This is a genomic window from Pseudomonas sp. WS 5146 (assembly GCF_012985495.1).
In the GTDB taxonomy this organism is placed as follows: Bacteria; Pseudomonadota; Gammaproteobacteria; order Pseudomonadales; family Pseudomonadaceae; genus Aquipseudomonas; species Aquipseudomonas edaphica.
Genome location: NZ_JAAQWL010000002.1, coordinates 524166 through 547045, shown reverse-complemented (window position 1 = coordinate 547045; position 22880 = coordinate 524166). Strand labels below are relative to the sequence as shown.

28 protein-coding genes are annotated in these 22880 nt (G+C 58.2%); 14 read left to right on the top strand and 14 right to left on the bottom strand.

What is annotated here, in order from left to right; all coding sequences use genetic code 11:
• Nucleotides 1–3: 3 nt before the first annotated feature.
• From HBO41_RS07090 to HBO41_RS07065, 6 genes are all read right to left on the bottom strand, one after another.
• A complete protein-coding gene (locus tag HBO41_RS07090; protein WP_169985600.1) occupies nucleotides 4–684 on the bottom strand; it encodes a phage virion morphogenesis protein in 681 nt (226 codons plus the stop codon).
• Complete coding sequence (locus HBO41_RS07085) at nucleotides 674–1123, bottom strand: phage tail protein (RefSeq protein WP_169985598.1); 450 nt, start codon at nucleotides 1121–1123, stop codon at nucleotides 674–676. The genes HBO41_RS07090 and HBO41_RS07085 overlap by 11 nt, the downstream gene beginning before the upstream one ends.
• Entirely contained in the window at nucleotides 1120–1581 is a 462-nt protein-coding gene (locus HBO41_RS07080) for a head completion/stabilization protein (RefSeq protein ID WP_169985596.1), read from the bottom strand. Before HBO41_RS07080 ends, HBO41_RS07085 begins: the two co-directional genes overlap by 4 nt.
• Nucleotides 1582–1678: 97 nt before the next feature.
• Nucleotides 1679–2404, bottom strand: a complete 726-nt coding sequence (gpM, locus tag HBO41_RS07075; RefSeq protein ID WP_169985594.1) for a phage terminase small subunit — start codon at nucleotides 2402–2404, stop codon at nucleotides 1679–1681.
• A complete protein-coding gene (locus HBO41_RS07070) occupies nucleotides 2401–3423 on the bottom strand; it encodes a phage major capsid protein, P2 family (RefSeq protein ID WP_169985592.1) in 1023 nt (340 codons plus the stop codon). Before HBO41_RS07070 ends, gpM begins: the two co-directional genes overlap by 4 nt.
• Before the next feature lies 1 nt (nucleotide 3424).
• A complete protein-coding gene (locus HBO41_RS07065) occupies nucleotides 3425–4342 on the bottom strand; it encodes a GPO family capsid scaffolding protein (protein ID WP_169985590.1) in 918 nt (305 codons plus the stop codon).
• 163 nt (nucleotides 4343–4505) lie between these two features.
• Here HBO41_RS07065 and HBO41_RS07060 point away from each other — a divergent pair, with 163 nt between their 5' ends.
• From HBO41_RS07060 to HBO41_RS07050, 3 genes are all read left to right on the top strand, one after another.
• Nucleotides 4506–6557, top strand: coding sequence for a terminase large subunit domain-containing protein (locus HBO41_RS07060; protein ID WP_169985587.1), 2052 nt, complete (start codon nucleotides 4506–4508; stop codon nucleotides 6555–6557).
• Complete coding sequence (locus HBO41_RS07055; RefSeq protein WP_169985857.1) at nucleotides 6469–7338, top strand: phage portal protein; 870 nt, start codon at nucleotides 6469–6471, stop codon at nucleotides 7336–7338. Before HBO41_RS07060 ends, HBO41_RS07055 begins: the two co-directional genes overlap by 89 nt.
• 74 nt (nucleotides 7339–7412) lie before the next feature.
• A complete protein-coding gene (locus tag HBO41_RS07050) occupies nucleotides 7413–7670 on the top strand; it encodes an ogr/Delta-like zinc finger family protein (RefSeq protein ID WP_169985585.1) in 258 nt (85 codons plus the stop codon).
• Nucleotides 7671–7708: 38 nt separating this feature from the next.
• Here HBO41_RS07050 and HBO41_RS07045 read toward each other — a convergent pair whose 3' ends face one another.
• The gene (locus HBO41_RS07045; RefSeq protein ID WP_169985583.1) at nucleotides 7709–7894 is read right to left on the bottom strand and encodes a hypothetical protein; all 186 of its coding nucleotides are present in this window, start codon (nucleotides 7892–7894) and stop codon (nucleotides 7709–7711) included.
• A 75-nt stretch (nucleotides 7895–7969) separates the two neighbouring features.
• Nucleotides 7970–8362 (bottom strand): helix-turn-helix domain-containing protein, encoded by a 393-nt coding sequence (locus HBO41_RS07040; protein ID WP_256586904.1) that lies wholly within the window; start codon nucleotides 8360–8362, stop codon nucleotides 7970–7972.
• Between the two features lie 42 nt (nucleotides 8363–8404).
• Here HBO41_RS07040 and HBO41_RS07035 point away from each other — a divergent pair, with 42 nt between their 5' ends.
• The 6 genes from HBO41_RS07035 (at nucleotide 8405) to HBO41_RS07010 (ending at nucleotide 12935) form a co-directional block, all read left to right on the top strand.
• Entirely contained in the window at nucleotides 8405–8617 is a 213-nt protein-coding gene (locus HBO41_RS07035) for a DNA-binding protein (RefSeq protein ID WP_106576223.1), read from the top strand.
• Between the two features lie 29 nt (nucleotides 8618–8646).
• Nucleotides 8647–9126 (top strand): YmfL family putative regulatory protein, encoded by a 480-nt coding sequence (locus HBO41_RS07030; RefSeq protein ID WP_275942378.1) that lies wholly within the window; start codon nucleotides 8647–8649, stop codon nucleotides 9124–9126.
• Nucleotides 9123–9359: a hypothetical protein gene (locus HBO41_RS07025; protein WP_169985579.1), complete on the top strand. Its 237-nt coding sequence runs from the start codon at nucleotides 9123–9125 to the stop codon at nucleotides 9357–9359. Before HBO41_RS07030 ends, HBO41_RS07025 begins: the two co-directional genes overlap by 4 nt.
• 74 nt (nucleotides 9360–9433) lie before the next feature.
• Nucleotides 9434–9667, top strand: coding sequence for a hypothetical protein (locus tag HBO41_RS07020; RefSeq protein WP_106576220.1), 234 nt, complete (start codon nucleotides 9434–9436; stop codon nucleotides 9665–9667).
• Between the two features lie 4 nt (nucleotides 9668–9671).
• Nucleotides 9672–12470 (top strand): toprim domain-containing protein, encoded by a 2799-nt coding sequence (locus HBO41_RS07015; RefSeq protein ID WP_169985577.1) that lies wholly within the window; start codon nucleotides 9672–9674, stop codon nucleotides 12468–12470.
• A gap of 189 nt (nucleotides 12471–12659) precedes the next feature.
• The gene (locus tag HBO41_RS07010; protein ID WP_169985575.1) at nucleotides 12660–12935 is read left to right on the top strand and encodes a pyocin activator PrtN family protein; all 276 of its coding nucleotides are present in this window, start codon (nucleotides 12660–12662) and stop codon (nucleotides 12933–12935) included.
• A gap of 1 nt (nucleotide 12936) precedes the next feature.
• Here HBO41_RS07010 and HBO41_RS07005 read toward each other — a convergent pair whose 3' ends face one another.
• Nucleotides 12937–14061, bottom strand: coding sequence for a tyrosine-type recombinase/integrase (locus HBO41_RS07005; protein WP_169985573.1), 1125 nt, complete (start codon nucleotides 14059–14061; stop codon nucleotides 12937–12939).
• Between the two features lie 102 nt (nucleotides 14062–14163).
• On the opposite strand from HBO41_RS07005, the gene dusA reads away from it, so the two are divergent.
• Together dusA and tal are read left to right on the top strand one after the other, a co-directional pair.
• The gene (dusA, locus tag HBO41_RS07000) at nucleotides 14164–15174 is read left to right on the top strand and encodes a tRNA dihydrouridine(20/20a) synthase DusA (protein ID WP_169985571.1); all 1011 of its coding nucleotides are present in this window, start codon (nucleotides 14164–14166) and stop codon (nucleotides 15172–15174) included.
• Nucleotides 15175–15933: 759 nt separating this feature from the next.
• The gene (gene tal, locus HBO41_RS06995) at nucleotides 15934–16860 is read left to right on the top strand and encodes a transaldolase (protein WP_138454296.1); all 927 of its coding nucleotides are present in this window, start codon (nucleotides 15934–15936) and stop codon (nucleotides 16858–16860) included.
• Nucleotides 16861–17059: 199 nt separating this feature from the next.
• Here tal and rssC read toward each other — a convergent pair whose 3' ends face one another.
• Both rssC and rssB read right to left on the bottom strand, forming a co-directional pair.
• A complete protein-coding gene (gene rssC / locus HBO41_RS06990; protein WP_010212025.1) occupies nucleotides 17060–17542 on the bottom strand; it encodes an anti-sigma factor antagonist RssC in 483 nt (160 codons plus the stop codon).
• Nucleotides 17542–18723, bottom strand: a complete 1182-nt coding sequence (gene rssB, locus HBO41_RS06985) for a two-component system response regulator RssB (RefSeq protein ID WP_099548684.1) — start codon at nucleotides 18721–18723, stop codon at nucleotides 17542–17544. The genes rssC and rssB overlap by 1 nt, the downstream gene beginning before the upstream one ends.
• Nucleotides 18724–18999: 276 nt before the next feature.
• On the opposite strand from rssB, the gene HBO41_RS06980 reads away from it, so the two are divergent.
• A complete protein-coding gene (locus HBO41_RS06980) occupies nucleotides 19000–19296 on the top strand; it encodes a PilZ domain-containing protein (protein WP_017137444.1) in 297 nt (98 codons plus the stop codon).
• A 62-nt stretch (nucleotides 19297–19358) separates the two neighbouring features.
• Here HBO41_RS06980 and HBO41_RS06975 read toward each other — a convergent pair whose 3' ends face one another.
• Complete coding sequence (locus tag HBO41_RS06975) at nucleotides 19359–20048, bottom strand: VacJ family lipoprotein (RefSeq protein WP_065929195.1); 690 nt, start codon at nucleotides 20046–20048, stop codon at nucleotides 19359–19361.
• A gap of 195 nt (nucleotides 20049–20243) precedes the next feature.
• Between HBO41_RS06975 and HBO41_RS06970 the strand changes: the two genes are divergently transcribed.
• Complete coding sequence (locus HBO41_RS06970) at nucleotides 20244–20852, top strand: phosphatase (protein ID WP_099548682.1); 609 nt, start codon at nucleotides 20244–20246, stop codon at nucleotides 20850–20852.
• Nucleotides 20853–20962: 110 nt separating this feature from the next.
• Nucleotides 20963–21229, top strand: coding sequence for a DUF4404 family protein (locus tag HBO41_RS06965; RefSeq protein WP_017137441.1), 267 nt, complete (start codon nucleotides 20963–20965; stop codon nucleotides 21227–21229).
• A 136-nt stretch (nucleotides 21230–21365) separates the two neighbouring features.
• On the opposite strand, the gene queF is transcribed toward HBO41_RS06965, so the two are convergent.
• Both queF and HBO41_RS06955 read right to left on the bottom strand, forming a co-directional pair.
• A complete protein-coding gene (gene queF / locus HBO41_RS06960; protein ID WP_169985570.1) occupies nucleotides 21366–22196 on the bottom strand; it encodes an NADPH-dependent 7-cyano-7-deazaguanine reductase QueF in 831 nt (276 codons plus the stop codon).
• Nucleotides 22197–22262: 66 nt separating this feature from the next.
• Nucleotides 22263–22793, bottom strand: coding sequence for a plastocyanin/azurin family copper-binding protein (locus tag HBO41_RS06955; RefSeq protein WP_026013731.1), 531 nt, complete (start codon nucleotides 22791–22793; stop codon nucleotides 22263–22265).
• Between the last annotated feature and the right edge of the window lie 87 nt (nucleotides 22794–22880).

The window sequence follows — 22880 nt, the reverse complement described above, 5'->3', positions numbered from 1 at the left end:
TCGTTAGCGGGGTGAATTAAGGATTTGTTCGAAGACCTGGTTAACCAGCTCGCGGGTTTCGCCGCTGGTTTCCACGCCGAGGAACTGGCGTTTTGGCAAGGTGATGTCCCAGCTTTGCGCGCCCGTTTTCTCTGTTTGTTCGTCGTTCAAGATGCGGATCAGCAAGCCGGCCTTGGCGTAGTTCACATGCTCTTGAATCCATGCCACCGAAGGCCTGGCCAGCGCCTTTTTGCCCTTCTGGCGAACACGGAAGCCCAGCCGGCGCAGGCGCTTGGCCTGTTTGTCGGTGCATGCAATACCGGGCGGGGCTTTGTTCCAGCGCCGCATCTGCGCAGCGGTACGTCGCTTGCTGACGCCGTTGTGCTGCTGGGCGGCGACCCAACGGGTCAAGGCGTTTTTCCAGCCCAGTTCGGCTTCATCCGGACTGACGCGGGTGACCTGCAACAGCTTGGCCAGGCCGGCTTCCATCTTCTTTTTGCCTTTGGCGCTGCCCTTGCGTTCAGCGAACGAGGTGCCGTCGGGGTTCCTCTGCTCGCGCACACGCTTACGGCTCATCGTCCGCACGCGTGTGGTCACTCTGTTCAGCAATCGCCGGCGCAGCTGCGGAGGCAGTTCAAGCAACGCCAACTGGGCGTCGACGTCGAGCAAGCCCCTGATATCGAGGTCGAGCGGGTTAGCGGCCATTGATGCCCACCTCGCCATGCTCGGCAATCCACAGATCGAACGGGACGAAGGCCCAGGTTTTGCCGAATGCCTCGATCTCGCCGGCAGGGTCTTGGGCGAGGTATTGCGGCTCGACGAACTCCAGGGACAAGTCCACGTCGAAGGTGTCCTGGTCGAGAGGTTCAACGGCAAACAGGGGCGCCGGCAGTTCGTGGCGGTGCCGGTCAGGATCGTGGGTTTCCAGCCAACTACCCACCAGGGCCATCAGCCTGGCCGGATTGCCGGCGAAGCGTTCCAGGGAGAACACGGCGCGATAGCGCATGTCAGCCATGTGCAGGCCGTCGCGGTCGGGTTTCCAGATCAGCTCAAGGCTGACCTGCTCGGTCCAACTGTCGAACTGCTCAGGCTCCACCAGGTTGCGGGCCATCAGATAGGCGGTCAGCGCCTGCAGCTGGATCACAGCAACGCCGCCGTGATGCGGCCACGGCCCTGCAGGGCACGCACGGCTTGCTGGCTGAACGCCAGGAAGGTTTCGGCACGCTCAGGCGCTTCCTTGCCTGTGTTTTCGGCGCTCTCGCGGCGGGTGACGGTTGCAAACTGCGGCAGCAAACTGCCCTTAGCGCGGCAGTACACGGCGCGCTTGTACAGCTTCACCTGGAAGGTACGTTCTGGCAGCAGCGTGGAATCTGCGGACTCGACACGCGTCATGCCGTTGGCCTTCCAACGTGCTTTGCACCTGGCCAGGTCCGTATTGACCTCGACCATGGCGGTGCTCAAGGCGTCGGCCAGCAGCTCTACCAGGTACTCCGCCGGCAGGCGTTGTTCCTTCTGGAATTCGGACACAGAGAGGTCTGGCCAGAAGCCGTCGTTCTCGATCGTCATTTCCACAAAGGTGGTGGGTTTCCCGGAAAAGCTCATTGCTGGCCGCTCAAATAGGGCGGGGAGCCTGTTTTCAGTGGGACGGTCCATAAATGGGCGGCTCACTTCCACAGGTCCCCGCTGGGGGGGTAGTCGGTTATTCGGTGGCCGGGTTAGCGGCCGTTTGTTTTTCCAAGGTTCTGCGGATCTGTTTGATGCGTGTGTTGTTGCCGGCCTGGGCGTACAACTCCGTCGAGCGCTCCAGGTGCTTGAGCGCGGTTTCCCACTGCTCGGCCTCCATGGCGCGCATGCCGATCAACTTGTGGTACTTACTCGGGATCTGCTCCGTCAGGTTCCACTCACCATCAACTCGCGGCAGCAGGTCGGACAGGTAAGGTTCCGGGCTGCGCTTAGCGGTGTATTCGGCGTAGGCCCATTCGCACACGGCATCGGCTACAAAGGTCGGGATGTCGCGGCGCTTGAAGCGCTCCGGCATCTGCTGGCCCTGCTCGATCAGGAAGTCGGCCAGCTCCAGGGCGTCTTCGAACTGGGCGGTGTCGAACAGCCAGACCATCACCTGCACCGCAACTCGGTTTGGGAAGTTCAGACCCGACTCGCAGTAGCGCTGGACGTATTCCTGGTACTTGGGTAGCAGCTCCTCGCGCTTGAGCGACTGACGCCCAGCCAGTCCGTTGATGGCGCTGATCCGTGCCAAGTCCTGATCCAGTGCAGCTTCCTGCAGCAGCAGGTGTTTACGCGCATTGGCGGGACTGCTCAGGGCATCAGCCGGCGAATAGGCCAAGCTTGCTGCAGCGGCGAGTGCCGCTACTGCAGTATTGCCCAAGGCCAAGGTGCGGCGCTTGTGCGCCAGTGCCAGGCTCACGCGGCCACCAGCTCGACGTTTTCAGTAAACGCGATCTTTTCCAGCTGCTCGATCACGTAGCCTTCGTTGCGGCTGTTGTATTCCTCGACTCGGGAGCGTTTCGGGTTCTCGATCGTCTGCTTACGCCAGCTGGTGTCCTGGAAGTAAATCGACAGGTTGTCCCAACTGGTGACCAGCACGGCGTTGACCGGGAAGTTCGGCACGCTGTACGCCGGAAGACCGCCGTAGGTCGCAATGACCTGCGCGTTTTCGATGCGCTCTTTTTCGGTCGGAGTGTCGCCCTGTTTGGTGTACAGCTTGGCCTTGTCAGCGGCGAGCAAATCGGTGCCGATAATCGCAACCAGGTCGCCGTCTTCACGCAGAATCTCGTCCACCATCTGCTTGGTGTCGTGCACCAGAGCATCAAGGTTGGCGTAGTCGCCACCGGCGCCGAGCGTGACCTTGCCAGCAGTGGTTCCCTCTTTCAGAACCTGCTGCGGGGCCTGTTCACGCAGTTGCTGCAGCCAGCCTTTGTTAACGTCCTGCAGCTTGGGGAATTTCTCCAAGTCGGTCTGCGTGGCGGCGTGGGTGCCGTGGAAGCCAATAACGATTCGGTCCTGCGCGATGCGCTTTTGCACGGCGGCGGAATAACGCTCTTTGAAGTCGGGAAACTTCGCCCAGGCGTCGATTTTGGCGTACGGCAAGCCCACGTCAGACTGGGTATCAGCCAGTTCGTATTGGGTGTTATCCAGGGCCGATGCGTCCTTGGCTTCGCGATCGGTGGTCTTGGTATTGGTGCGGCCAGTGACAGGACCGTTCACGCCGATGAAGACTTTTTCGCCCTTGATCTCACTCACCGGAACGACGTTGATACGCTCCAGGAAATCAGCCTTGGCGGTGATCGCGTCGTTCAGTTCCTGAGCGATCGTCGGGTCCACGCTGAACATGCGGGCCGAACTTTCGACGCCGTACGCTTCGGCCATCGCTTCCTGCAGCTCGGCATATTGTCTGGCGCCACGGGCGCTTAATGGCTGGGCCATATCAGAGCACCCGCTTTTTAACAGTGGCTACCGGGCCAGAATTGCGCGGCAGCTGGCGACCATTGGAGGTGTTTTGCAGAGCAGTGAACTGCTTTTGCAGCGCAGCCATGCTCGCCAACAATGCCTTGTTGGTGGCACCGCCTTTTCGGCTGAACTCGCGCTCGTCTTCGGCGGTGGTGACGATATCGTCGACAGCTGCTGCTACGTCGTCGATTGGTGCCTGGTCGGGTTCTGGTGCGTCTGCGGCGGCAGGCTCGATTACAGCCTGAATGCCGGCAGCGACGACAAGCAGCTGCTCCAGCAGGGCTTTGAGCGCCGTTGCGGTAGCTTCATCCATTGGGGGTTTGCTCTCGGTTGGGGTGGTGGGTTCGGATGGCTCGGCGTCCGTGGAAAAGCGCTTGAACAAACCAGTCAGCAAGCCGATCAATTTGCCGACCTCGCTCTGTGGCTCAGTTTCAAAGGAGCCCAGTTCAACGGACGCGGCATAGAAAGAGTTTTTGTGCGTCTGCTTCGAAAAATAGAGTTCCTGGGTGCCCAGGCTGGCCGGTTCATCGGTGACGCCGAGGCCTGTCAGGTAGGCTTTTCCGCTGCCAGCGAAATTCGGAGTGATCTCGATGCTAGAGAAAAGCTTTTGGCCCTGATCATTCAGGTAAAGCAGGCGATCATTCGGCTTGAGTTGTGCCTCCAGAGCGATTTGCCCAGGCTCCAGGTCTTCGCCCTCCTCCAACAAACGCACGGCAAAGACCGTTCCGTGGGAGCCACTCCAACGCTCGTGGTCGCACCAGATCACCGCTGTGTATTTCGAAGGCTTGTAGGTTTCAGCGATATCGCGCAGTTCCTGGGGAAGGATCTCGCGACCATCGGCGGTGGTGCCGCTGGTGGCGACACGTTTCCAGTACGAAACAAGGGAACGGGGCATGGGCGTTAACTGCGCTCAATCGGTTGAATGAGCCGCCAAGATAGGGAGCCGCCGAGCCCTAAACAAACGGTTCAAATGCGCGTTTCTCCTAGATTCGGCATATAGGAGAAGCGCGGAATTTAACCCCGCGTTTCCAGCGTTTTCGCCGCATAGACTGCGGCCCATGTACTACTCGACCGAAGTTAAAGAAGCCGCCAAACGCCTGTTTCTGCGCCGCTGTAAGGCCAAGGAAATTCAGGCGCAGCTCAACCTGCCCAACATCCGAATCGTCTACTACTGGATACGCCAGGGCGGATGGGAAGACATGCTGTCGGACGAGGAACCACTGACCGCCGTTGGCCGGCGAATCACCCTCCTCCTGGACAAAGCCAGCAGCCTTACAAAGGACGAGCTCAACGAGCTGGACCGGCTGACCACCGTGCGCGAGCGTCTGTTAAAGCAAGCGGCCAAACCCTTGCCAGCACCGATCGGGGAACCTTCCGGCGAGCCACAGGAAGGCCGCCAGCGGCCGCGTGGCGAACGCTCGGCGCGTGGCGATAGCAGCGGGAAGAAACGCGAGAAGAAAGCCAAGAACGACATTAGCGGGCTGACCGAAGTCGACTTCCTGGATAAGTTCATCAGCAAGATGTACCGCTATCAGCAGGAGCTGTTTGCCGCAAAGCAAAATCCGCTGACGTGCCGAATCCGCAACATCCTAAAAAGCCGCCAGGTGGGCCTCACGTACTACTTCGCCGGCGAAGCGTTCATGGACGCCGTGCTGACTGGCGACAACCAGGTGTTCCTGTCGGCCAGCCGCTCGCAGTCTGAGATTTTCCGCAGTTACATCATCCAGTTTGCAAAGCAGTGGTTCGACATCGAGCTGACCGGCAACCCGATCACGCTCAGCAACGGCGCCGAGCTGCGTTTCCTGTCGACCAACAGCAGCACCGCCCAGGGCTACCATGGCCACGTTTACGTCGATGAATATTTCTGGATACGTGACTTCGACAAACTCAGCACCGTGGCCAGTGCCATGGGCACCCACAAAAAGTGGCGCAAAACCTACTTTTCGACGCCCAGCGCGGTCTCGCACCAGGCGTACCCGTTCTGGTCGGGCGAGGAATTCCGCAACAGCAAGCGCGGCAAGAAGGCCGGCGGCACCTGGCCCACCGAGGCGTCCTACACCCAGGGCGCATTGTGCCCCGACGGCCAATGGCGCAAGACCATCACACTGGACGACGCCATCGCCGGCGGCTGCGATCTGTTCGACCTCGAACAGCTGCAGCTGGAGTACGACGAGGACAAATTCCAGCAGCTGTTCTACTGCAAGTTCATCGACAGCAGCCAGAGCGCGTTCGGCCTAAAAGACCTTGAGCGGTGCTACTCCGATCTGTCGTTGTGGGAGGACTACAACCCTGAACTGGATCGGCCGTTCGGCAATAGCCCGGTGTGGCTTGGTTACGATCCGAGCCGCACCCGCGACGACGCCACGTGCGTGGTGGTCGCTCCGCCACTAGAACCCGGGGCGAAATTCCGCATCCTGGAAAAACACAGTTGGCGTGGGCAGTCGTTCAAGTACCAGGCCGAACAGGTCAAGAAACTTACCGAGCGTTTCAACGTGCAGCACATCGGCATCGACACGACCGGTATTGGCTACGGCGTGTTTGACCTGGTGCGCGACTTCTATCCGCGTGCGACCGCGATCCATTACAGCCTTGAAACCAAAAACACCCTGGTACTCAAGGCCCAAGACACGATCCAGGGGAGCCGCATCGAATGGGACGCTGGCTGGACCGATATCGCCCAAGCGTTCCTGACCATCAAGCGCGGCACCACCACCAGCGGCCATGTCACCTACAGCGCTTCGCGCACTGACGCCACCGGCCACGCCGACATTGCCTGGTCGATCATGCACGCCCTGTTCAATGAACCCCTCAACACCAACAAGCGGCGCCGTAGCCGCTACGTCACGAGCGGAAACAATGCCCAAGCAACGACACAAAAAGCCCCAAATCAACCAACCGGCGCGACAGCCACAGCCCATGCGGGCGTTCACGTTCGGGGAACCCGAACAGGTGCTGTCCGGCAACATCGGCGAATACCTGGGGGTGTTTCTCAGCGACGACGGGGAAATCTACAAGCCGCCGGTGTCCCGGGCGGGCCTGGCCAAGTTGCTACGCGCCAACGCGCATCACGGCGCCATTCCAAAGTTCAAACGCAACCTGCTGCTGCGTGAGTTTATTCCGTCCGAGGGGTGCAGCACGCAGACCATGGGCCGGGCCAGCCTGGACTACATGGTGTTTGGCGAGGCCTATTTTTACCGCGATACCAACGCCTTTGGCGAAGTGCTGGAGATGCAGCACCTGCCGGCGATCAACATGCGGGTGAAGGTCGACGGCGGATTCAGGATGTTGCTGCCAGACAGCAAATACATGGACTTCGACCAGGATGAAATCGAACACGTCCTGGACTACGACGTGGAACAGAACATCTACGGCGTGCCTGACTACCTGGGGGGCCTACAGGCGCTATTGCTCAACGAAGCCGCGACCCTGTTCCGCCGGCGGTACTACAGCAATGGCGCGCACGCGGGCTACATCTTCTACACCAACGACCCGGACCTGACCGAGGAAGACGAAGAAAACCTGCGCGCTCAGATCAGCGCCAGTAAGGGCGTGGGCAATTTCCGATCGATGTTCGTCAACATCCCCAACGGCAAGGAAAACGCGATCCAGATCATCCCCGTGGGGGACTTCCAGGCCAAGGACGAGCTGGAGAAGGTCAAGAACATCACCCGCAACGACGTGATCGCCGCTTGGCGAATGAACCCTGCTCTAGCCGGGATCATTCCCGAAAACAACGGCGGGTTTGGGGATATCGAGAAGATCGATCGCGTTTACACCAGCAACGAGATTAGGCCGATCTGTCAGCTGTTCAGCCAGCTCAATGAGGTGCTTCGGCGGGACAGGCGTATTAGCTGGAAAAAGATCGATAGCACAGGGGAAACCTCTATCTGACACCTAACAGCTAGAGAAATATACTGCGTCACATGCGAGTATAGTGGCAATAAGCTGCACCCTGGGGAGGGGATATGAGAGTTACTTGCAAATGCGGACACAAAGGGCGAATTGCGTCACGTGAGGTTCTGTCAGACGACTTTGCGAAACTTTACTGCCAGTGCCTTGATGCAAAGTGTGGGCACACCTGGGTCGCTAATCTCACTTTTTCTCATACGTTAAGCCCGTCCGCTCAGACGTTCGACAGGCTGCTGATGGATCGTCTTAGAGATATGCCCAGAGCCCAACAGCGGGAGCTGTTTGAAAAGCTTGGATCGCAGGCCGTCGCATGAAGCGCGCCACCGACAATCGAGTGCCGGCGGCGCTGGATTCAACCTTCGTCGGAATGATCCGGGTTGCTTATCAGCGCTTCGGTCAGTCTTCTCAACTGCTCTTTGTCGCGAGGGCTCAACTGACGATACAACCCAATCAGACGTCGCTCAATGTGCGAAAGCTCATACCGCGCAGATGCTGCCATATCAACGTAACCGACATCCGCGTTTGTGCGATCCAACATGCTTACCACTCCATAAAATCCATTGCTGTCGCAGTGATATGGGGGCAATCGAGTGGCGGGACGGAAACGGAGGGCTTAACTCACCCCTTTGGCAGCATCGTCAGCAATAGCTTTAAGAAAGCGCCGGATGGCTTTTTGATCGTCCACAGGAATGCTGCGGTACTGCTGAACAATGCTGTCTTCAACCTCAGACAACGCATCAACTTTCATCGTGGTACGAGTCCCGCTAACGATGTAAAGCACGTCAAATCCGAGCGCGCTGGCAGCCATACTCAAGTAGGAGGCCGGCGCGTCACTGGCACCGGATTCGTAGTTTCCTTGAGTTCTTTTCGAGACACCAAGTTGTTCCGCAAGTTGATCTTGCGTCAGCCCAGCCTGGGCTCGTTGTTGGCGCAACCTTGCGCCAATCTCTTCGGAGAGTGTCAATATTTTTCCATCCAGATATTTACATTGGCAGATTTTTGCCACATCCTGCGCTTGTCATCACACGAAAACGCAAGGAATTGCACTATGCCCAACTCACCCATCACCGAGCAAGCTCGCCAGCAGGCGCGTGCATCCTTGGAGAAGCGTGGCCAGACTGCCAGAAATTTTGCTGAACGGAACAACCTCAACCCCAGCACCGTTTACGCGGTGCTGAATGGCCAGAGCCAATGCCGTCGCGGGGAGGCTCATCGCGCAGCCGTACTACTCGGAATCAAAGACGGCGTGATCGAACAGTAATGGCCAGGTCTCTGAGGGAACAGCAGAAGATGAAAAGTCAGGTTCTGAAAACACGTCGAGAAGTCGTCAGTGCAATTATTTGCACCTTCGAAGGTGGCCGCGAACGCGCCGCCGCTCGCATCGGCCTACCACTTAAAAAGTTCGATAACCACGCTTACGAGAACAACAACTGCCGCCCGCTGACGGACCTACAGATCTTTCAACTGGAACAGGTCACAGGCACCCAGCACCTGGCCAACTACGTTGCGGCAATGTACGGCGGCATGTTCGTGCCGGTCATCCAACCGGAGAACCTGGACAACGTCGAGATGTATGCACGGGCCGTACAGACGTCGGCCAAACAGGGCACGGTCGACCAAGTAATCGCTCAGGCGATTGAGGACGGCGTAATCACCGAAGACGAGGCCGAACTGATCATGAACGCCCACATCTTGCACATAGCTGCACGTACTGCAGAAATTCATGCCGCCATCGATCTCTACCGCGCCAAGTCAGGGAAAGGCCAATGAACGCTCAAACCAACACGTTGGATTACCAACAGTTCATCCAGAACGCTGCACTAGCGTTCCTTAAGCGCCATCAAGCCGAACACCTGGGCGATCTGTCGACACTGCGCAAAAGGGCAGTCATTTATCTGGTGGAAAGCCTCGACGTGGCCGAACGGATTGCAACCAAACTGACCGACCTTGCCCACATCGAGCTGATAGAGCCGGTGCAACGCCAACGCTCCGCAAACTCGTAACACCCAACCCAACCAATCGCCGGCCCCACATCCCGTGGGTTTGGGTGAGCTGCGCCCGAAATTGAGGTTTAACGATGGCCAACGCCGTAATTGTCACCACACAACTGCCCCCAGCCGAGGCCGAAGCGTTGCTGGCCAACCTGCGTGAACAGTATCGCTTGAGCCTCAACGAACACTGGTACGCCGACCAATTCCGTCTTGTTACGGCCGGCCTGCGCCACGGCGCGATTCTCGCCCACATACCGGTCATGGCTGCGCAAAAACGCCTCATGGCAGCCCTGTCCCACAGCCTCAAAGCAGTGAAATAACCCAATGAAAGAAGATCTTCGTCACGACGTGCTACAGCGCCTTGAGGCCGACTTTGGACTCAAGCACCGCAGGGGCACCGACTACATGCGCGGCGGCACCTGTCCGAAGTGCAAAAAGAAAGAACTGTATTCCCGCTTTGATACGCCTTGGATGGTGATTTGTGGTCGCCCCGAGAAGTGTGGCCACACCCTGCATGTAAAAGAGCTGTACGACGATCTGTTCGAAGACTGGAGCAAGCGAGCGCCCGCCACAGACCAACAACCCAACGCCACGGCCCGCGCCTATCTGGAGTTCGCCCGGGGCTTTCGGTTTGAAGTGATCCAGGGCTGGTTCAGTCAGGAAACTTTCTATTCCGCTGAACACAATGCCGGCAGCGCAACGGTGCGCTTCGCTCTGGAAAAGGGAGGTTGGTGGGAACGCCTGATCGATCAGCCGCACCGCTTTGGCAAAATGAAAGCCCGCTTCAAATCCAAGGACAGCTATCGCGGCGTCTGGTGGTGCCCGCCCTGCGTCGACCTTCTTGAAGCCAAGGAAATCTGGATTGTTGAAGGCATTTTCGATGCCATCGCCCTGGTACACAACGACATCGCGGCCGTCTCGGCCATGTCCTCGAATGCGTTCCCAGGGGACTCGCTCAAAGCGTTGGTTAAGACTCGCGAAGGCGGAAAATTGCCCAAGCTGGTTTGGGCGCTTGATAACGAGCCCAGCGCCAACGCTTACACCCGGCGCTGGGTACGTGAAGCCCGCGCACTGGGCTTCGTCTGTGAGTCGGCACAGATCCCACAACGTGACGGCCGCAAATCAGACTGGAACGACCTCCATCAGCGTTGGAGCTTCATCCAGGACGACATCAAGCGCGCCGAACAGATCGCTGCTGACCTCAAGCAAGCCCGCCACCAGGGTGCCCTGCTGCTGGCTGAGAGCGCAGCGGAAAAGGCCCTTCTGATGTACGACTGGAACAAGCGCGGGGAATTTCACCTGGGCTTCGGCAGCCGCTTGTACTGGTTCAAGTTGGACATGGAGAAATTCAACCGGGCCATGTCCGACATCGAGGACAGCGAGAATCACGACGACCAACTGCTAAACCAGGCGCAACAACGCGAAAAAGCGCTGCAGCAGTCCGGCAGTGTTGTGGAGATTGCCAACTGCTACCCACAAGCCTTGTACTTCCAGCGTAACGAGGTAACAGACGAATCCTGGTACTACCTGCGCGTGGACTTCCCGCACGACTCCGAAAGCGTGAAAAACACCTTCACCAGCGGCCAGCTGTCGGCCGCAAGCGAATTCAAAAAGCGACTGCTCGGCATGGCGGCAGGCGCCATGTTTACCGGCAGTGGCCAACAGCTCGACAAGCTCATGAAGGACCAACTGTTCGGTATCAAAACCGTTTCAACCATTGATTACGTCGGCTACAGCAAGGAATACGCCTGCTACGTCTACGGCGATATCGCGATCAAGGACGGCACCACCTACAAGGTCAACAGCGAAGACTATTTCGAGTTTGGCAAGCTGCGCCTAAAAACCCTGCAGAAAGGTGTCCCCATCAAACTGCAGCGCGAAGCAAAGGGCTTTGACGAGAAGTGGGTGCAGTTGCTGTGGACCTGCTTCGGCGCCCAGGGTTTTGTCGCTCTGGTGTTCTTCTTCGGCTCGCTGTTCTGCGAACAGATCCGCGCTCGCTACCAGTCCTTCCCGTTCCTGGAAGCCACTGGTGAGGCCGGCGCAGGCAAAACAACACTGCTTAACCTCCTTTGGAAACTCCTCGGCCGTGAAGGCTATGAGGGTTTCGACCCGATGAAATCGACCAAGGCCGGACGCTCTCGTCTGATGGGTCAAGTATCCGGCATGCCGGTTGTATTCCTGGAAGCCGATCGCCACAGCGATGATCGGGCACACGCTAAAACCTTCGAATGGGACGAGCTGAAAGACTTCTACGGCGGCGGCACTTTGGCCACCAAAGGCGTCAAGACAGCGGGCAACGAAACGTATGAACCGCCTTTTCGGGGAACGATCGCGATCAGCCAAAACGCGGCCGTGGTCGCCCATGAAGCGATCATGACGCGCATCGTAAAGCTGCATTTTGTACGCCCCACCGTCACACCAGAAAGCCGCGCTGCAGCTGACCAGCTAAACGCTTTAGATGGCGGCACCCTCAGCCACTTCCTATTGCGGGCTGTAGGCAAAGAGTCCGCGGTGCTTGAGCTGTTCGCTCAGCGTATGCCCGAACACGAAGCGAAGCTGCGTCGCCTGCATACCCAATGCTTTGCCTGCAACACCGCCTATACCAGCGATCAGGGGAACTGCAGCAGTTGCGGCTATGACTTGCGCGGGTACATCCGTGTCGAGCGCATCAGTAAGAACCACGCGCAGTTGCTCTCGCTACTGGATTGCCTGCGCCTGGTGTTGAAACTGAGTGATCCCCAGGTCGCTGCCACCCAACGCCAGATCGTGCGGATGGCTATCGAGCGCCAAGCCTCGATCAGTTCCGACCATTCGGCCGTGGCCGAGTTTTGGGAGGTGTACGACTACCTCGAATCCTTGAGCGAAGACCCGGTGGTGAACCACAGCAGCGACCCCACCGTGATAGCTATCAACCTCAACGAATTTAGCGAGCGCGCCGCTGAACACAAACAGAAGTTAGCCGACGTGGCGACGTTACGCGATCTGCTTAAAGAGTCACGTTCCCGCAAGTTTCTAGACAGTAACAAGGCGGTACACAGCGCAGTCCGCGCTGCGATGAACAGCAAAACACCACTGGCGCCAGGTCGTCCCACGACAGTCAAGTGCTGGATTTTTAAAGCGTAAGGAAGGCTACAACTATGCAAATCCAAGTTTTTATAGGCAATGCGGGTGACAGCAAGACGAGCAAGCTACCGGAGATACAAGACCGGCTGGAATAGATGAGTTCGCCGTCGTGGCGCAACTATTAGCTGACCATCCATCGACTAGGAACGACAGAACTATTCGGACTTTCTCACTTGAAGGAGCAACACAATGAAAACGTTATTTGTCTTGATGGCTCAATACAACGGCCAGGTGGTCATTCCCTTGGATCGAGTATGTAAGGACTACTTCACTCATCTAACCACCGACATGTTCCAGCGCAAGGTGGGGGCCGGGCAAATCAAGATTCCTATCACTCGTATGGAGCCAAGCCAAAAAAGCGCAAAGGGTATTCACATCACGGACCTTTCCGAATACCTGGATGCTCAGCGCGCCGCTGCTGTTAAAGAAAACAATCAGCTGAATAGCGCGCCACGCGGTAGCTAATTCACTTCAGTGTCCTGGCGCCCAGCTTTACGGGCGCCTGTAGGACTATCTCAAACCATTTCCAATTTTCGTAAGCGTCACCGCGCCCGCGAAGGTGGGTATAGCGCCGCATTGAGTTCCAATCGCGGTGCCCCGATACACTCGCTACCCGAGGAATGTCCCAGTCCATTTCGAACAGACGGCTTACACCGTCGTGGCGCAAGTCATGAAAGTGCAGGTTCTCGATACCAGTTATCTGACAAGCCCTAGTCCAAGACGTGGATACCGACTCTGCGCTGTACGGAAATATCTCCGGCAAAACCTTCGGCATGGTTTGGAGAATGGCCCAGGCTTCCGGCGGTAAATGGCACCACACGTCGTTACCGATCTTCTGGCCAGGGTTTTTCATGTCACGTACCAGTACCCGCTGGCCCACCTCATCGAGATCCGTCCACTGAATCCGTGTAATTTCCTCCTGCCGGCGTGTTGAAAATAACGCGAACCCAGTCATCTTGAGCATGTTGATCGAGGTTGGGCGGCGAGCTTGGATACCCTGAAAGTGCGTAAGTAGCTTGTCGAGTTCATCCAAGGTGGGGCGTCGGTCACGCTCGCGACTTTTCATGTTATATCCCAGCTTTTTCAAGACCCGCCGGGCGTCCGTCATTGCGTGCGGATCGACTAGGTAGCCCCAGGCAGGCCGAGCGATCGACAGCACTGCTCCCAGATGCGCCAGATCATTGCCGGCCGTCTGGGGTTGTACAGTCCCCCCCTCCTTGCCCATGCGCCACAGCGCATACTCCACCAGCACCTGACTGTTAATATCCTGGTCATTCAATTTGCCCAGGTACGATTCGCTAATTGCCTTGAGCGTAGCGAACTTGGTCTTACCCAGAGGCCGAACCCTCTCCATCTCAGTCAAATAACGGTCGATCATCTCCTTGACCGTCGCGACCTTGCGGTTTGCCCGCTCAATCGCGCCGGGCTCAGCCAGCTCCGTTTCGCGTTTGCGGGCCCACGCTTGGGCAGCCTGTTTCCGGGCGAAGGTCTGGCACTCTTGGTAAACTAGCGCCCCTTTGTTTTTAAGGCGGATCTGGACCGTATAACTGACCGATCCGTCGGCCTTCTTTCTTGCTCTAATGGTTGCCATCGTTCCAGTGGTACAAATGAGAAAGTGAGTGGTACATTTTACCACCGGCCTTAAAAAAACGTCTGAAAACGCCTAAAAACGGCCCAGAATACGCAGAGAAAAATGCTAGCTAAAACAGTCACTCAGCCAAAGAACACAAGCTCTGCACTGTCTCGGCGATTTAGCGTTGCCCCCATGATGGATTGGACCGACCGCCACTGCCGGTTCTTCCTGCGCCTGCTCTCCAAGCACGCCCTGCTCTACACCGAGATGGTCACCACCGGCGCGATCCTCCACGGCGACCACGACCGTTTCCTGCGTCACAACGAAGCCGAGCACCCGCTTGCGCTGCAGTTGGGCGGCAGCGTCCCCGCCGACCTGGCCGCCTGCGCGCGTATGGCTGAGGCTGCCGGTTACGATGAAGTGAACTTGAACGTCGGCTGCCCGAGTGATCGGGTGCAGAACAATATGATCGGCGCGATCTTGATGGCGCACCCGGCGCTGGTGGCGGATTGCGTGAAGGCGATGCGGGATGCGGTGTCGATTCCGGTGACGGTGAAGCATCGTATCGGGATCAATGGGCGGGACAGTTATGCCGAGCTGTGTGATTTCGTTGGCACGGTGAGGGATGCGGGGTGTACCAGTTTTACGGTGCATGCGCGGATTGCGATTCTGGAGGGGTTGTCGCCGAAGGAGAATCGCGACATTCCGCCGTTGCGGTATGACGTGGCGGCGCAGTTGAAGCAGGATTTCCCGGCGTTGGAGATTGTGTTGAATGGTGGGATCAAGACGCTGGAGCAGTGCCAGGAGCATTTGCAGGTGTTTGATGGGGTGATGTTGGGGCGGGAGGCTTATCACAATCCGTATGTGTTGGCGGAGGTGGATCAGCGGTTGTTTGGGAGTGAGGCGCCGGTGGTGAGTCGGGCGCAGGTGTTGGCGTTGTTGCGGCCTTATATTGCGGAGTATTTGGCGAGCGGTGGTGCGATGCATCACATTACTCGGCATGTGTTGGGGTTGGGGACCGGGTTTCCGGGGGCTCGGCGGTTCAGGCAGTTGTTGTCGGTGGATATTCATAAGGCGAGTGATCCGTTGGCTTTGTTGGATCAGGCTGGGGAGTTGTTGGAGGGGCGGTGAGGGGTTGGGTGTCAGTTGGTTTATTTGGAGGCTGACAGGCCGCTTTCGCGAGCAAGCCCGCTCCCACAGGCTTGAGTGCAGGGTGTCAGGGGGTTGGTTGGTGGCTGGGCTGGCGTTATCGCAGGCAAGCCAGCTCCCACAGTTTGAGTGCGGGGTGTCAGGGAGTTGGTTGGTGGCTGGGCTGGCGTCATCGCAGGCAAGCCAGCTCCCACAGTTTGAGTGCGGGGTGTCAGGGGGTTGGGTGGTGGCTGGGCTGGCGTTATCGCAGGCAAGCCAGCTCCCACAGTTTGAGTGCAGGGTGTCAGGGGGTGGTTGGTGGCTGGGCTGGCGTTATTGCAGGCAAGCCAGCTCCCACCGTTTTGGGTGATGGGTGTCAGGGTTGGTCGGTGGCTGGGCTGTTGTGGCGAGCAGGCTTGCCCTGCGTTGGGGTGCGTAGCGGCCCTGATGACTATGACGGCGTTCTGAATGAAAAACTCGATCGCCTTACTGGGGCTGCTTCGCAGCCCAACGCAGGGCAAGCCTGCTCGCCACAGCAAGGCTGCTCGCCACAGGAAGCCAGCTCTCACACGGGGCCGCGTGGGTTGGGGGAACTTGGGTTGAACCTGTCGGGGGTTTTGGTCTCCTATTTAGCACCAAGACGGGGCATTCAAACGGCTGTTTTCAGGTTGTTGCCCTCGCAAACGACTGAATGTATTTGCGCCCTTGAGCGCTTGTCGGCGCTCGGGTAATGTCATCAGACCCACAGGACAGAGCACGCCCATGACTTCCAAGCTGGAACAACTCAAGCAATTCACCACCGTTGTAGCCGATACCGGCGATTTCTCCACACTCGCCAAGCTCAAGCCGCAAGACGCCACCACTAACCCTTCCCTGCTGCTCAAGGCGGCGTCGATTCCAGGCTATGCCACGCTGCTGGATGAGGCTGTGAAGGACTGCAACGGTGACGTGGGCCTGGCCAGCGACCGTTTTGCGGTGGCGGTAGGTCAAGAGATTCTCAAAGTCGTGCCGGGGCGTATTTCCACCGAGGTGGATGCGCGTTTGTCGTTCGATGAAGCCGCGATTCTCAAGCGTGCGCACCGCCTGATCGACCTGTACGACAAAGCCGGCGTAGGCCGTGACCGCGTGCTGATCAAGATCGCCTCCACCTGGGAAGGCATCCGCGCAGCGGAGAAGCTGGAAAAAGAAGGCATTCAAACCAACCTGACACTGCTGTTTTCGTTTGCCCAGGCCGTGGCCTGCGCCGAAGCCGGTGTGTTCCTGATTTCGCCGTTTGTAGGCCGTATCTATGACTGGTACAAGAAGGCTAACGGCAACGACTACACCGGCGCTGAAGACCCAGGCGTTGTGTCGGTAACGCGCATCTACAACTACTACAAGGCCAATGGCTATAAAACTGTAGTGATGGGTGCGAGCTTCCGTAACCTCAGCCAGATTGAAGAGCTGGCCGGCTGTGATCGCCTGACCATCAGCCCGGACCTGCTGGAGAAGCTGGCGGCGGATGAAGGCAAGCTGGAGCGCAAGCTGTCGCCAGGCCATGCCGGTGAAGCGCGGGTGCATTTGACTGAAGCGCAGTTCCGTTGGGAGTCCAACGAGGACGCAATGGCGACTGAGAAACTGGCGGAGGGGATTCGTCAGTTTGCTCGGGACCAGGAGAAGCTGGAGGCGTTGTTGACTGCCAAGCTGTAAGGCAGGCGACGACAAAAAGGGCGGCACCTGTGAGGGTGCCGCCCTTTTTTGTGGTTCGCAGTTCTCAAACCAGTCACCGTTCAAACTGTGGGAGCTGGCTTGCCTGCGATAGCGGTGGGTCAGCAATGAATAGGTGGCTGACACACCGCTATCGCAGGCAAGCCAGCTCCCACATTGGACGGGGTTTCAAGTCTGGGGCCTAGTGGCGTTCTAGGGCATTGACCAGGTCGTGGAAGGCTTCGCGGTTGGACTCGTTCAGGCCCATCAGGATCTTGTGCGCTTCCAGCACCTTGACCCGTACGATTTCCTCGGACTGGTCTTGCGAAGGCAGGTCGGTTAGGCATTCCGGGCAGGGGATCGGGCGGTCAACGATGTTGAACACCTGGTCAAAGCCCATGGACTGCAACAGCCGGGTGATGTCTTCGTGGGTGGTGACGACGGTCGGCAACAGGCCGACCTTCTGCCGAGACAGAATGGACAACTTGGCCAGCAGGCCAAGGGTGGTGCTATCGATGCTGCGGGTTTCGGTCAGATCGATCACGATCGCTGAGAAGTTCAGCGCGGTGAAGATCCGCTCAATCGTCGCATCCAGCGCCGAACACAAGGTCAGGCGCACTTCACCGACAAACTTCAGGACGAAGGTCCCGTCTTGCTCGGCGAATTGGATTCTTCCGGTACTCATCAAAGATTCCTGCTCAACACCAATAGGGCGATATCATCCGGCATCTCCCCTAGCGTGGACAATCCAAAAACCTGCCGCAGGCCATCCAGGCTGCCGCCCGCCGACTTGACCTTTTGGGGCAAGGCGGCTTCTTTCTCTTTGAGTGTAGGCTCTGGAAGAAGGTCCAGTATGCCGTCGGACATCAGCGTGAGGCTGAACGTCGGCGGCAATTCCAGGATGTGGTCTTCGTAGGTGGCTTCGTTAAACAAGCCCACCGGCAGACCACGGCCTTCCAGGTAACGCACACTGTCGGGAGTGTATAAAACCGGCATCGGCAGGTGACCGCCGATGCTGTAGGTCAAAAGACCGGTTTCTTCATCAATCACGCCGCCAACCATCGTCACGTGCTTGCCCAGCTTGCAGCTGATCAGGCCTCGGTTGATGTGGCCCAGCACCTCGGAGGGGGTGAACTCCGGCAAGGTGCCATTGCGCTTGGATTCGAACAACAGCCGTGTGGTCATGAATTTCAACAACACGGTAACAAACGCAGAAGAAGCGCCGTGGCCGGACACGTCGGCCAGGTAGAACGCCACACGTCGCTCATCGACGCGGAAGTAGTCGACAAAATCACCCGACAGGTACAGCGACGGGATGATCTGGTGCGCAAACTTGAATTCGTCGATGGTCCACGGGCTCACCGGCAGCATGTTCATCTGCACCTGGCGACCGGCGTTCTGGTCTTCCTGGAGCAAATTGAGGCTGGCTTCGAGTTCGCGGTTGGCGGTTTCGAGCTTTTCGCGGTAGCGCTGGTTTTCCAGCAGCAGGCGAGCACGGTCCAGCGCGCGGCGCACCGAATGCTCCAGCACCGCCAGGTCTTCCAGGGGCTTGATCAGGTAGTCGGCAGCACCCAGGCGCAGGGCCTCTACAGCATCGTTCATTACGCCGGCACCGGACACAACAATCACTGGCGTCTGCGGCGCACGCTCGGTTACCTGGCGAATCAGCTCGAGGCCGCCCATTTGGGGCATGCGCAGGTCGCAGATCACGAGGTCGGGCTTGTCGCGCTCGAACACCTGGAGACCCTGTTGGCCATTACTGGCCTGCAGGACGCTGAAGCCACTGTCTTCCAAATAGGCCGCGAGGCTCGCGCGCACTACTTCGTCGTCATCGATTATCAGCAGCGTGGCACTGGTTTTTTGCATGTGGGCAAACGGCGCCAGAATTAGGTTGGCGTAGGCGGCTCGGCAATGGCCGGGCTCACGTACTGGATTCGCTTTCTAGCCTCTCTGTCCTACAAAGTACTGGGATTTCTCCCATGCACAACGGTAAAGCAGAGGTGCCCTTCTAAGGCGCAGACGGTACTCCCATCCGTCAGGGGTTTCAAGCTCATGCCGATGGTCGCCGGGCGTCTTTACACCGCAAATCACCGGGAGTTATAAGAACAGTCACCACCACAACACAAAGTAAGGATGGAACCCGTGAGCGAACATGAGCGCGGCTACGACGAAAAACGCGATTTCATCCGCATGCGCGTGGATGCCGATGTGGCGCTGATCCACGCGGGGCAAGAGATTGCCGGGGTTTGTGTGGACCTTTCCAGCTCCGGCATGCAGGTTGAGGCACCTCGCCAGTTTCAGGTGGGAGACCAACTGACCGTGCGCATCGATTCGGAACATGCCGCCCTCACGGGCCTGGAGGCGGACACCGAGGTGGTGTGGGCCAAAAACGAAGGCGAGCGCCAGCACCTGGGCCTCAGGATCTTGAAAATGCGCTGAAAAACGCGCACAAAAAAGGCGACCTATAGAGGTCGCCTTTTTTCATTTCAAAACGTCACGGCTTAAAAGTCGTCGACGACCTTGCCGTCTTTTACCTTGAACTCACGGTTCTGCAGGTAAGCGTTACGGATAAAGGTGTATTTGTCGCCCGTGATCAGCTTCTCGCTGTCGAGCAGGCTGGCACGGGTATCAACGATGTTCAGGCCGAAGGTGCTGTTGCGCCAGCCGATATCGTTCATATAGCGGTACGGTTGGGTGTAGCTGTCGACGTATTTGGACGGCGCATCACGCAGGGTGCTTGGGCCGAGCAGCGGCAGCATCACGTAAGGACCGCTGCCGACGCCCCAGTAGCCGAGGGTCTGGCCGAAGTCTTCATCGCTGCGTTGCAGCCCCATTTTGGTGCCCACATCAACAAAGCCAAGCACGCCGAAGGTGGTGTTCATCAACAGGCGGGCAGTGTCCACACCAGCGGCGTGCGGCTTGAGCTGCAGCACGTTGTTGGCCAGGTTGCCGACATCGCCGATGTTGCGGAAGAAGTTGTGGATGCCGTCTTGCACAAATTGCGGGGTTACAAATTGATAACCCTGGGCAATCGGCTTGAGCGCGTAGGTATCAACGGTGTCGTTGAAGGTGAAGATCGGGCGGTTGACGCTTTCCCATGGATCGTCTTCCGACGCAGCCTGGGCCGCGAAGGGGGCGAGCAGGATAGTTGCACACACAGATAGCTGAGCGAAGTACTGGCTCCAGCGCATAGCTTTGGCTCCTTGAATGATCTGTCATGGGCGCTATGCCCTGAATAAGACCGTCAGTATATGACGGATGTGTGGATTTAGGCAGTAACGAGGAATCGACATACGCAAAATGCACAAAATTCCTACAAACAGGTTAAGTGTCATCCGCTTGTCATGCAGCCCGGATAGCGTCGTAGCTATTTCAGGGAAGTCGAAATGCCTCACGCCGAAATTGCCATAGCCAGCGCCCCCACCTTGACTGCCGTGCTGTTTGGCCTGAGTGGCTGCCTGGTGGATTTCGGTTCCCAGGCCCGCACAGACTCGCCCTGCCCCGACTCCCAGGCCACGCCCGGCGCGCTGAAGATTCTGCGCAGCCTCAAGGACCAAGGCGTGCCCTGCGCCTGGCTGGATGAGCTGCCCGCCTCGGTGACCACACCCCTGTCGGCCGCATTGCCCGACTGGGTGAAGGCAACACCGCCCTCCTCCCTCCGCTGGCCGGCGCCACATGCCTGCTGGCAAGCCTTGATGGCACTGAATATCGAACGCCTCGAAGGCTGTGTGCTGGTCAGCGGCGAGCCGCGTTTGCTGCAATCAGGCCTGAATGCCGGGTTATGGACCATCGGCCTGGCGTCCTGCGGCTCGCTGTGCGGCCTGTCACCTGAGCAATGGCAGGCGTTGACCGAACAACAGCGCGAGCACAAGCGCGGCAAAGCCACGGTGGCGCTGTATGGGCTGGGCGTGCATTCGGTGATCGATCACCTTGGCGAGCTGGGCACCTGCCTGGCGGATATCAGCCTGCGCCAGCTTAAAGGCGAGAAGCCCTGATAGAGATCATGCACTCAAGGCGCCGGTGGATTAATCTACAGGTCAGCCCGTAGACCTTTCACGGCGTGCCGCGGTCTATGCCAGTGCCTATCGATAAAAGGAAGAACGTCATGCCTGACCGCATAAAGCTTGAAGAACAGGTCAACATCCTGCGCGGGCAGTTGGAACAGCAACCGCCGCTGTCTGAAGAAAAACGTGAAGCACTGGAAGCCTTGATTGCCAAGTTCGAATTACAACTCGAACTTGAACCGGCCACCCAAACGCCCAGTATTTCCGACGATGTGAATCAAGCAGCCATAGAGTTCGATGCTGAACACCCGGTCATTTCCGGGACATTGCGCAATATCATGATCACCTTGGGCAACATGGGGATCTAACCCGGCCCCAAGCCAAACACAGAACCAAAATGTGGGAGCTGGCTTGCCTGCGATGGCGGTATATCAGTCACCCGATGTATGACTGATGGGCCGCTATCGCAGGCAAGCCAGCTCCCACATTTGTTTTGTGTGACGGCTACTGACGCGCCAGGCGCACGTTCTGGAACTGCACATTCTCAGTGCTGCGATACGGGTTGATATCCAACCCACCGCGCCGCACATAGCGCGCATACACCGTCAACTTCTCTGGCTTGAGCAACCGCTGCAAGTCCAAAAAGATGCGCTCCACGCACTGTTCATGAAAGTCCGAGTGCTGGCGAAAGCTCACGATATATTCCAGCAAACTGGCGTGATCCAACGCGTGACCACGGTATTCCACCACCACGCTGCCCCAATCCGGCTGGCTGGTGACCGGGCAGTTGGATTTGAGCAGGTGGCTGTGCACGCTCTCCTCGATAATGCGCGAGTCGTCGCAACGCAGCAGTTCCGGGCGCGGGTGCTCGTAGTTGCTGACACTGATGTCCAGGTCGTCGATGCACGCGCCCGGCAACGCCATCACGCCTTCGGCCTCAACCTCGGCCAGGCTGCGGATGCGCACACTCACAGGCAGGCCGGCGGCGGCGCTGAGGTCGGTGCGCAAGGTGGCTTCCAGGCTTTGCGTGTCGGCAAACGCGGTCTGGTTCAGCGAGTTTAGGTACAGCTTGAAAGATTTGGACTCGATGATGTTCGGCGACTCGGCCGGGATGCTGAATTCACCGATGGCCACCACCGGCTTACCGGATGGCAGCAGCCACGACAGTTCGAAGCAGTTCCAGAAATCCACGCCCTTATAAGGCAGGGTTTCGGCAGTCAGGCCCAGCTCGGCCCATTTGGCGGCGCGAGGGATCGGGAACAGCAACGACGGCGTGTAGGTAGAGATGTATTCACTGGACTTGCCCAGCGGCGAATGTTCGGCTGCGGGATGCATGGCGGAAACCTGGCTAAATAAACCGCGCCAGTCTACCAGCCTTTGCTCCCGCCCTTAAGAATCGCCTCACTCAACGGTCAGCTTGCCGACCATGCCCGCCTGATAATGCCCCGCAATGTTGCAGGCAAACTCAAGACCGGTGGCCTTGTTGAAGGTCCAGGTCAGCTCGGCGGTCTTGCCCGGTTCCACCAGCACGCTGTTGGGGTCGTCATGCTTCATGCCACCCATCTCGCCCATATCGCCATGCCCCATGGCGGCGTGGTCCATCTTGCCCATGCCGGTGGCCGTGAGCATGCCGCTGGCCTGCATCTTGAGCATTTCTTTTTGGTGTTCGGCGTGCATCGCCGCATCACCCAGGTTGAACTCGTGCAGCAACTGGCCTTTGTTGACCAGCACAAAGCGCACGGTCTCACCGGCTTTTACATCCAGAGCCTTGGGCGAAAAGGAAATGTCCTGCAGGGTTACTTCTACGGTGCGCGTGGCTTTATCGGCCGGTGCCGGGTGACCAAACGCGTAGGTGTGAGCCTCATCAGCCATTGCATTAACGCTCAATGCCAACAAACAGCCCGCCAATAACAGAGGTGTACGCAACGCCATGACGCTTCTCCAAAAAAGTGTGTCCAGCTTGGTCAGCACTTTAAGATGGCTCTGCTGCCAGCCAGCTGACTGCTAGATTACAACTTT

Bases quoted from the DNA above. Each gene is read 5' to 3' on its own strand.
- HBO41_RS07070 (WP_169985592.1), bottom strand. From the start codon at position 3,423: ATGGCCCAGCCATTAAGCGCCCGTGGCGCCAGACAATATGCCGAGCTG.
- HBO41_RS07060 (WP_169985587.1), top strand. From the start codon at position 4,506: ATGTACTACTCGACCGAAGTTAAAGAAGCCGCCAAACGCCTGTTTCTG.
- HBO41_RS07065 (WP_169985590.1), bottom strand. From the start codon at position 4,342: ATGCCCCGTTCCCTTGTTTCGTACTGGAAACGTGTCGCCACCAGCGGC.
- HBO41_RS07080 (WP_169985596.1), bottom strand. From the start codon at position 1,581: ATGAGCTTTTCCGGGAAACCCACCACCTTTGTGGAAATGACGATCGAG.
- tal (WP_138454296.1), top strand. From the start codon at position 15,934: ATGACTTCCAAGCTGGAACAACTCAAGCAATTCACCACCGTTGTAGCC.
- HBO41_RS07020 (WP_106576220.1), top strand. From the start codon at position 9,434: ATGGCCAACGCCGTAATTGTCACCACACAACTGCCCCCAGCCGAGGCC.
- rssC (WP_010212025.1), bottom strand. From the start codon at position 17,542: ATGAGTACCGGAAGAATCCAATTCGCCGAGCAAGACGGGACCTTCGTC.
- dusA (WP_169985571.1), top strand. From the start codon at position 14,164: ATGCTAGCTAAAACAGTCACTCAGCCAAAGAACACAAGCTCTGCACTG.
- HBO41_RS06970 (WP_099548682.1), top strand. From the start codon at position 20,244: ATGCCTCACGCCGAAATTGCCATAGCCAGCGCCCCCACCTTGACTGCC.
- HBO41_RS07015 (WP_169985577.1), top strand. From the start codon at position 9,672: ATGAAAGAAGATCTTCGTCACGACGTGCTACAGCGCCTTGAGGCCGAC.
- HBO41_RS07050 (WP_169985585.1), top strand. From the start codon at position 7,413: ATGAGAGTTACTTGCAAATGCGGACACAAAGGGCGAATTGCGTCACGT.
- HBO41_RS07005 (WP_169985573.1), bottom strand. From the start codon at position 14,061: ATGGCAACCATTAGAGCAAGAAAGAAGGCCGACGGATCGGTCAGTTAT.
- queF (WP_169985570.1), bottom strand. From the start codon at position 22,196: ATGCATCCCGCAGCCGAACATTCGCCGCTGGGCAAGTCCAGTGAATAC.
- HBO41_RS06965 (WP_017137441.1), top strand. From the start codon at position 20,963: ATGCCTGACCGCATAAAGCTTGAAGAACAGGTCAACATCCTGCGCGGG.
- HBO41_RS07025 (WP_169985579.1), top strand. From the start codon at position 9,123: ATGAACGCTCAAACCAACACGTTGGATTACCAACAGTTCATCCAGAAC.
- HBO41_RS06975 (WP_065929195.1), bottom strand. From the start codon at position 20,048: ATGCGCTGGAGCCAGTACTTCGCTCAGCTATCTGTGTGTGCAACTATC.
- rssB (WP_099548684.1), bottom strand. From the start codon at position 18,723: ATGCAAAAAACCAGTGCCACGCTGCTGATAATCGATGACGACGAAGTA.
- HBO41_RS07090 (WP_169985600.1), bottom strand. From the start codon at position 684: ATGGCCGCTAACCCGCTCGACCTCGATATCAGGGGCTTGCTCGACGTC.
- HBO41_RS07045 (WP_169985583.1), bottom strand. From the start codon at position 7,894: ATGTTGGATCGCACAAACGCGGATGTCGGTTACGTTGATATGGCAGCA.
- HBO41_RS07030 (WP_275942378.1), top strand. From the start codon at position 8,647: ATGAAAAGTCAGGTTCTGAAAACACGTCGAGAAGTCGTCAGTGCAATT.
- HBO41_RS07010 (WP_169985575.1), top strand. From the start codon at position 12,660: ATGAAAACGTTATTTGTCTTGATGGCTCAATACAACGGCCAGGTGGTC.
- HBO41_RS06955 (WP_026013731.1), bottom strand. From the start codon at position 22,793: ATGGCGTTGCGTACACCTCTGTTATTGGCGGGCTGTTTGTTGGCATTG.
- HBO41_RS07035 (WP_106576223.1), top strand. From the start codon at position 8,405: ATGCCCAACTCACCCATCACCGAGCAAGCTCGCCAGCAGGCGCGTGCA.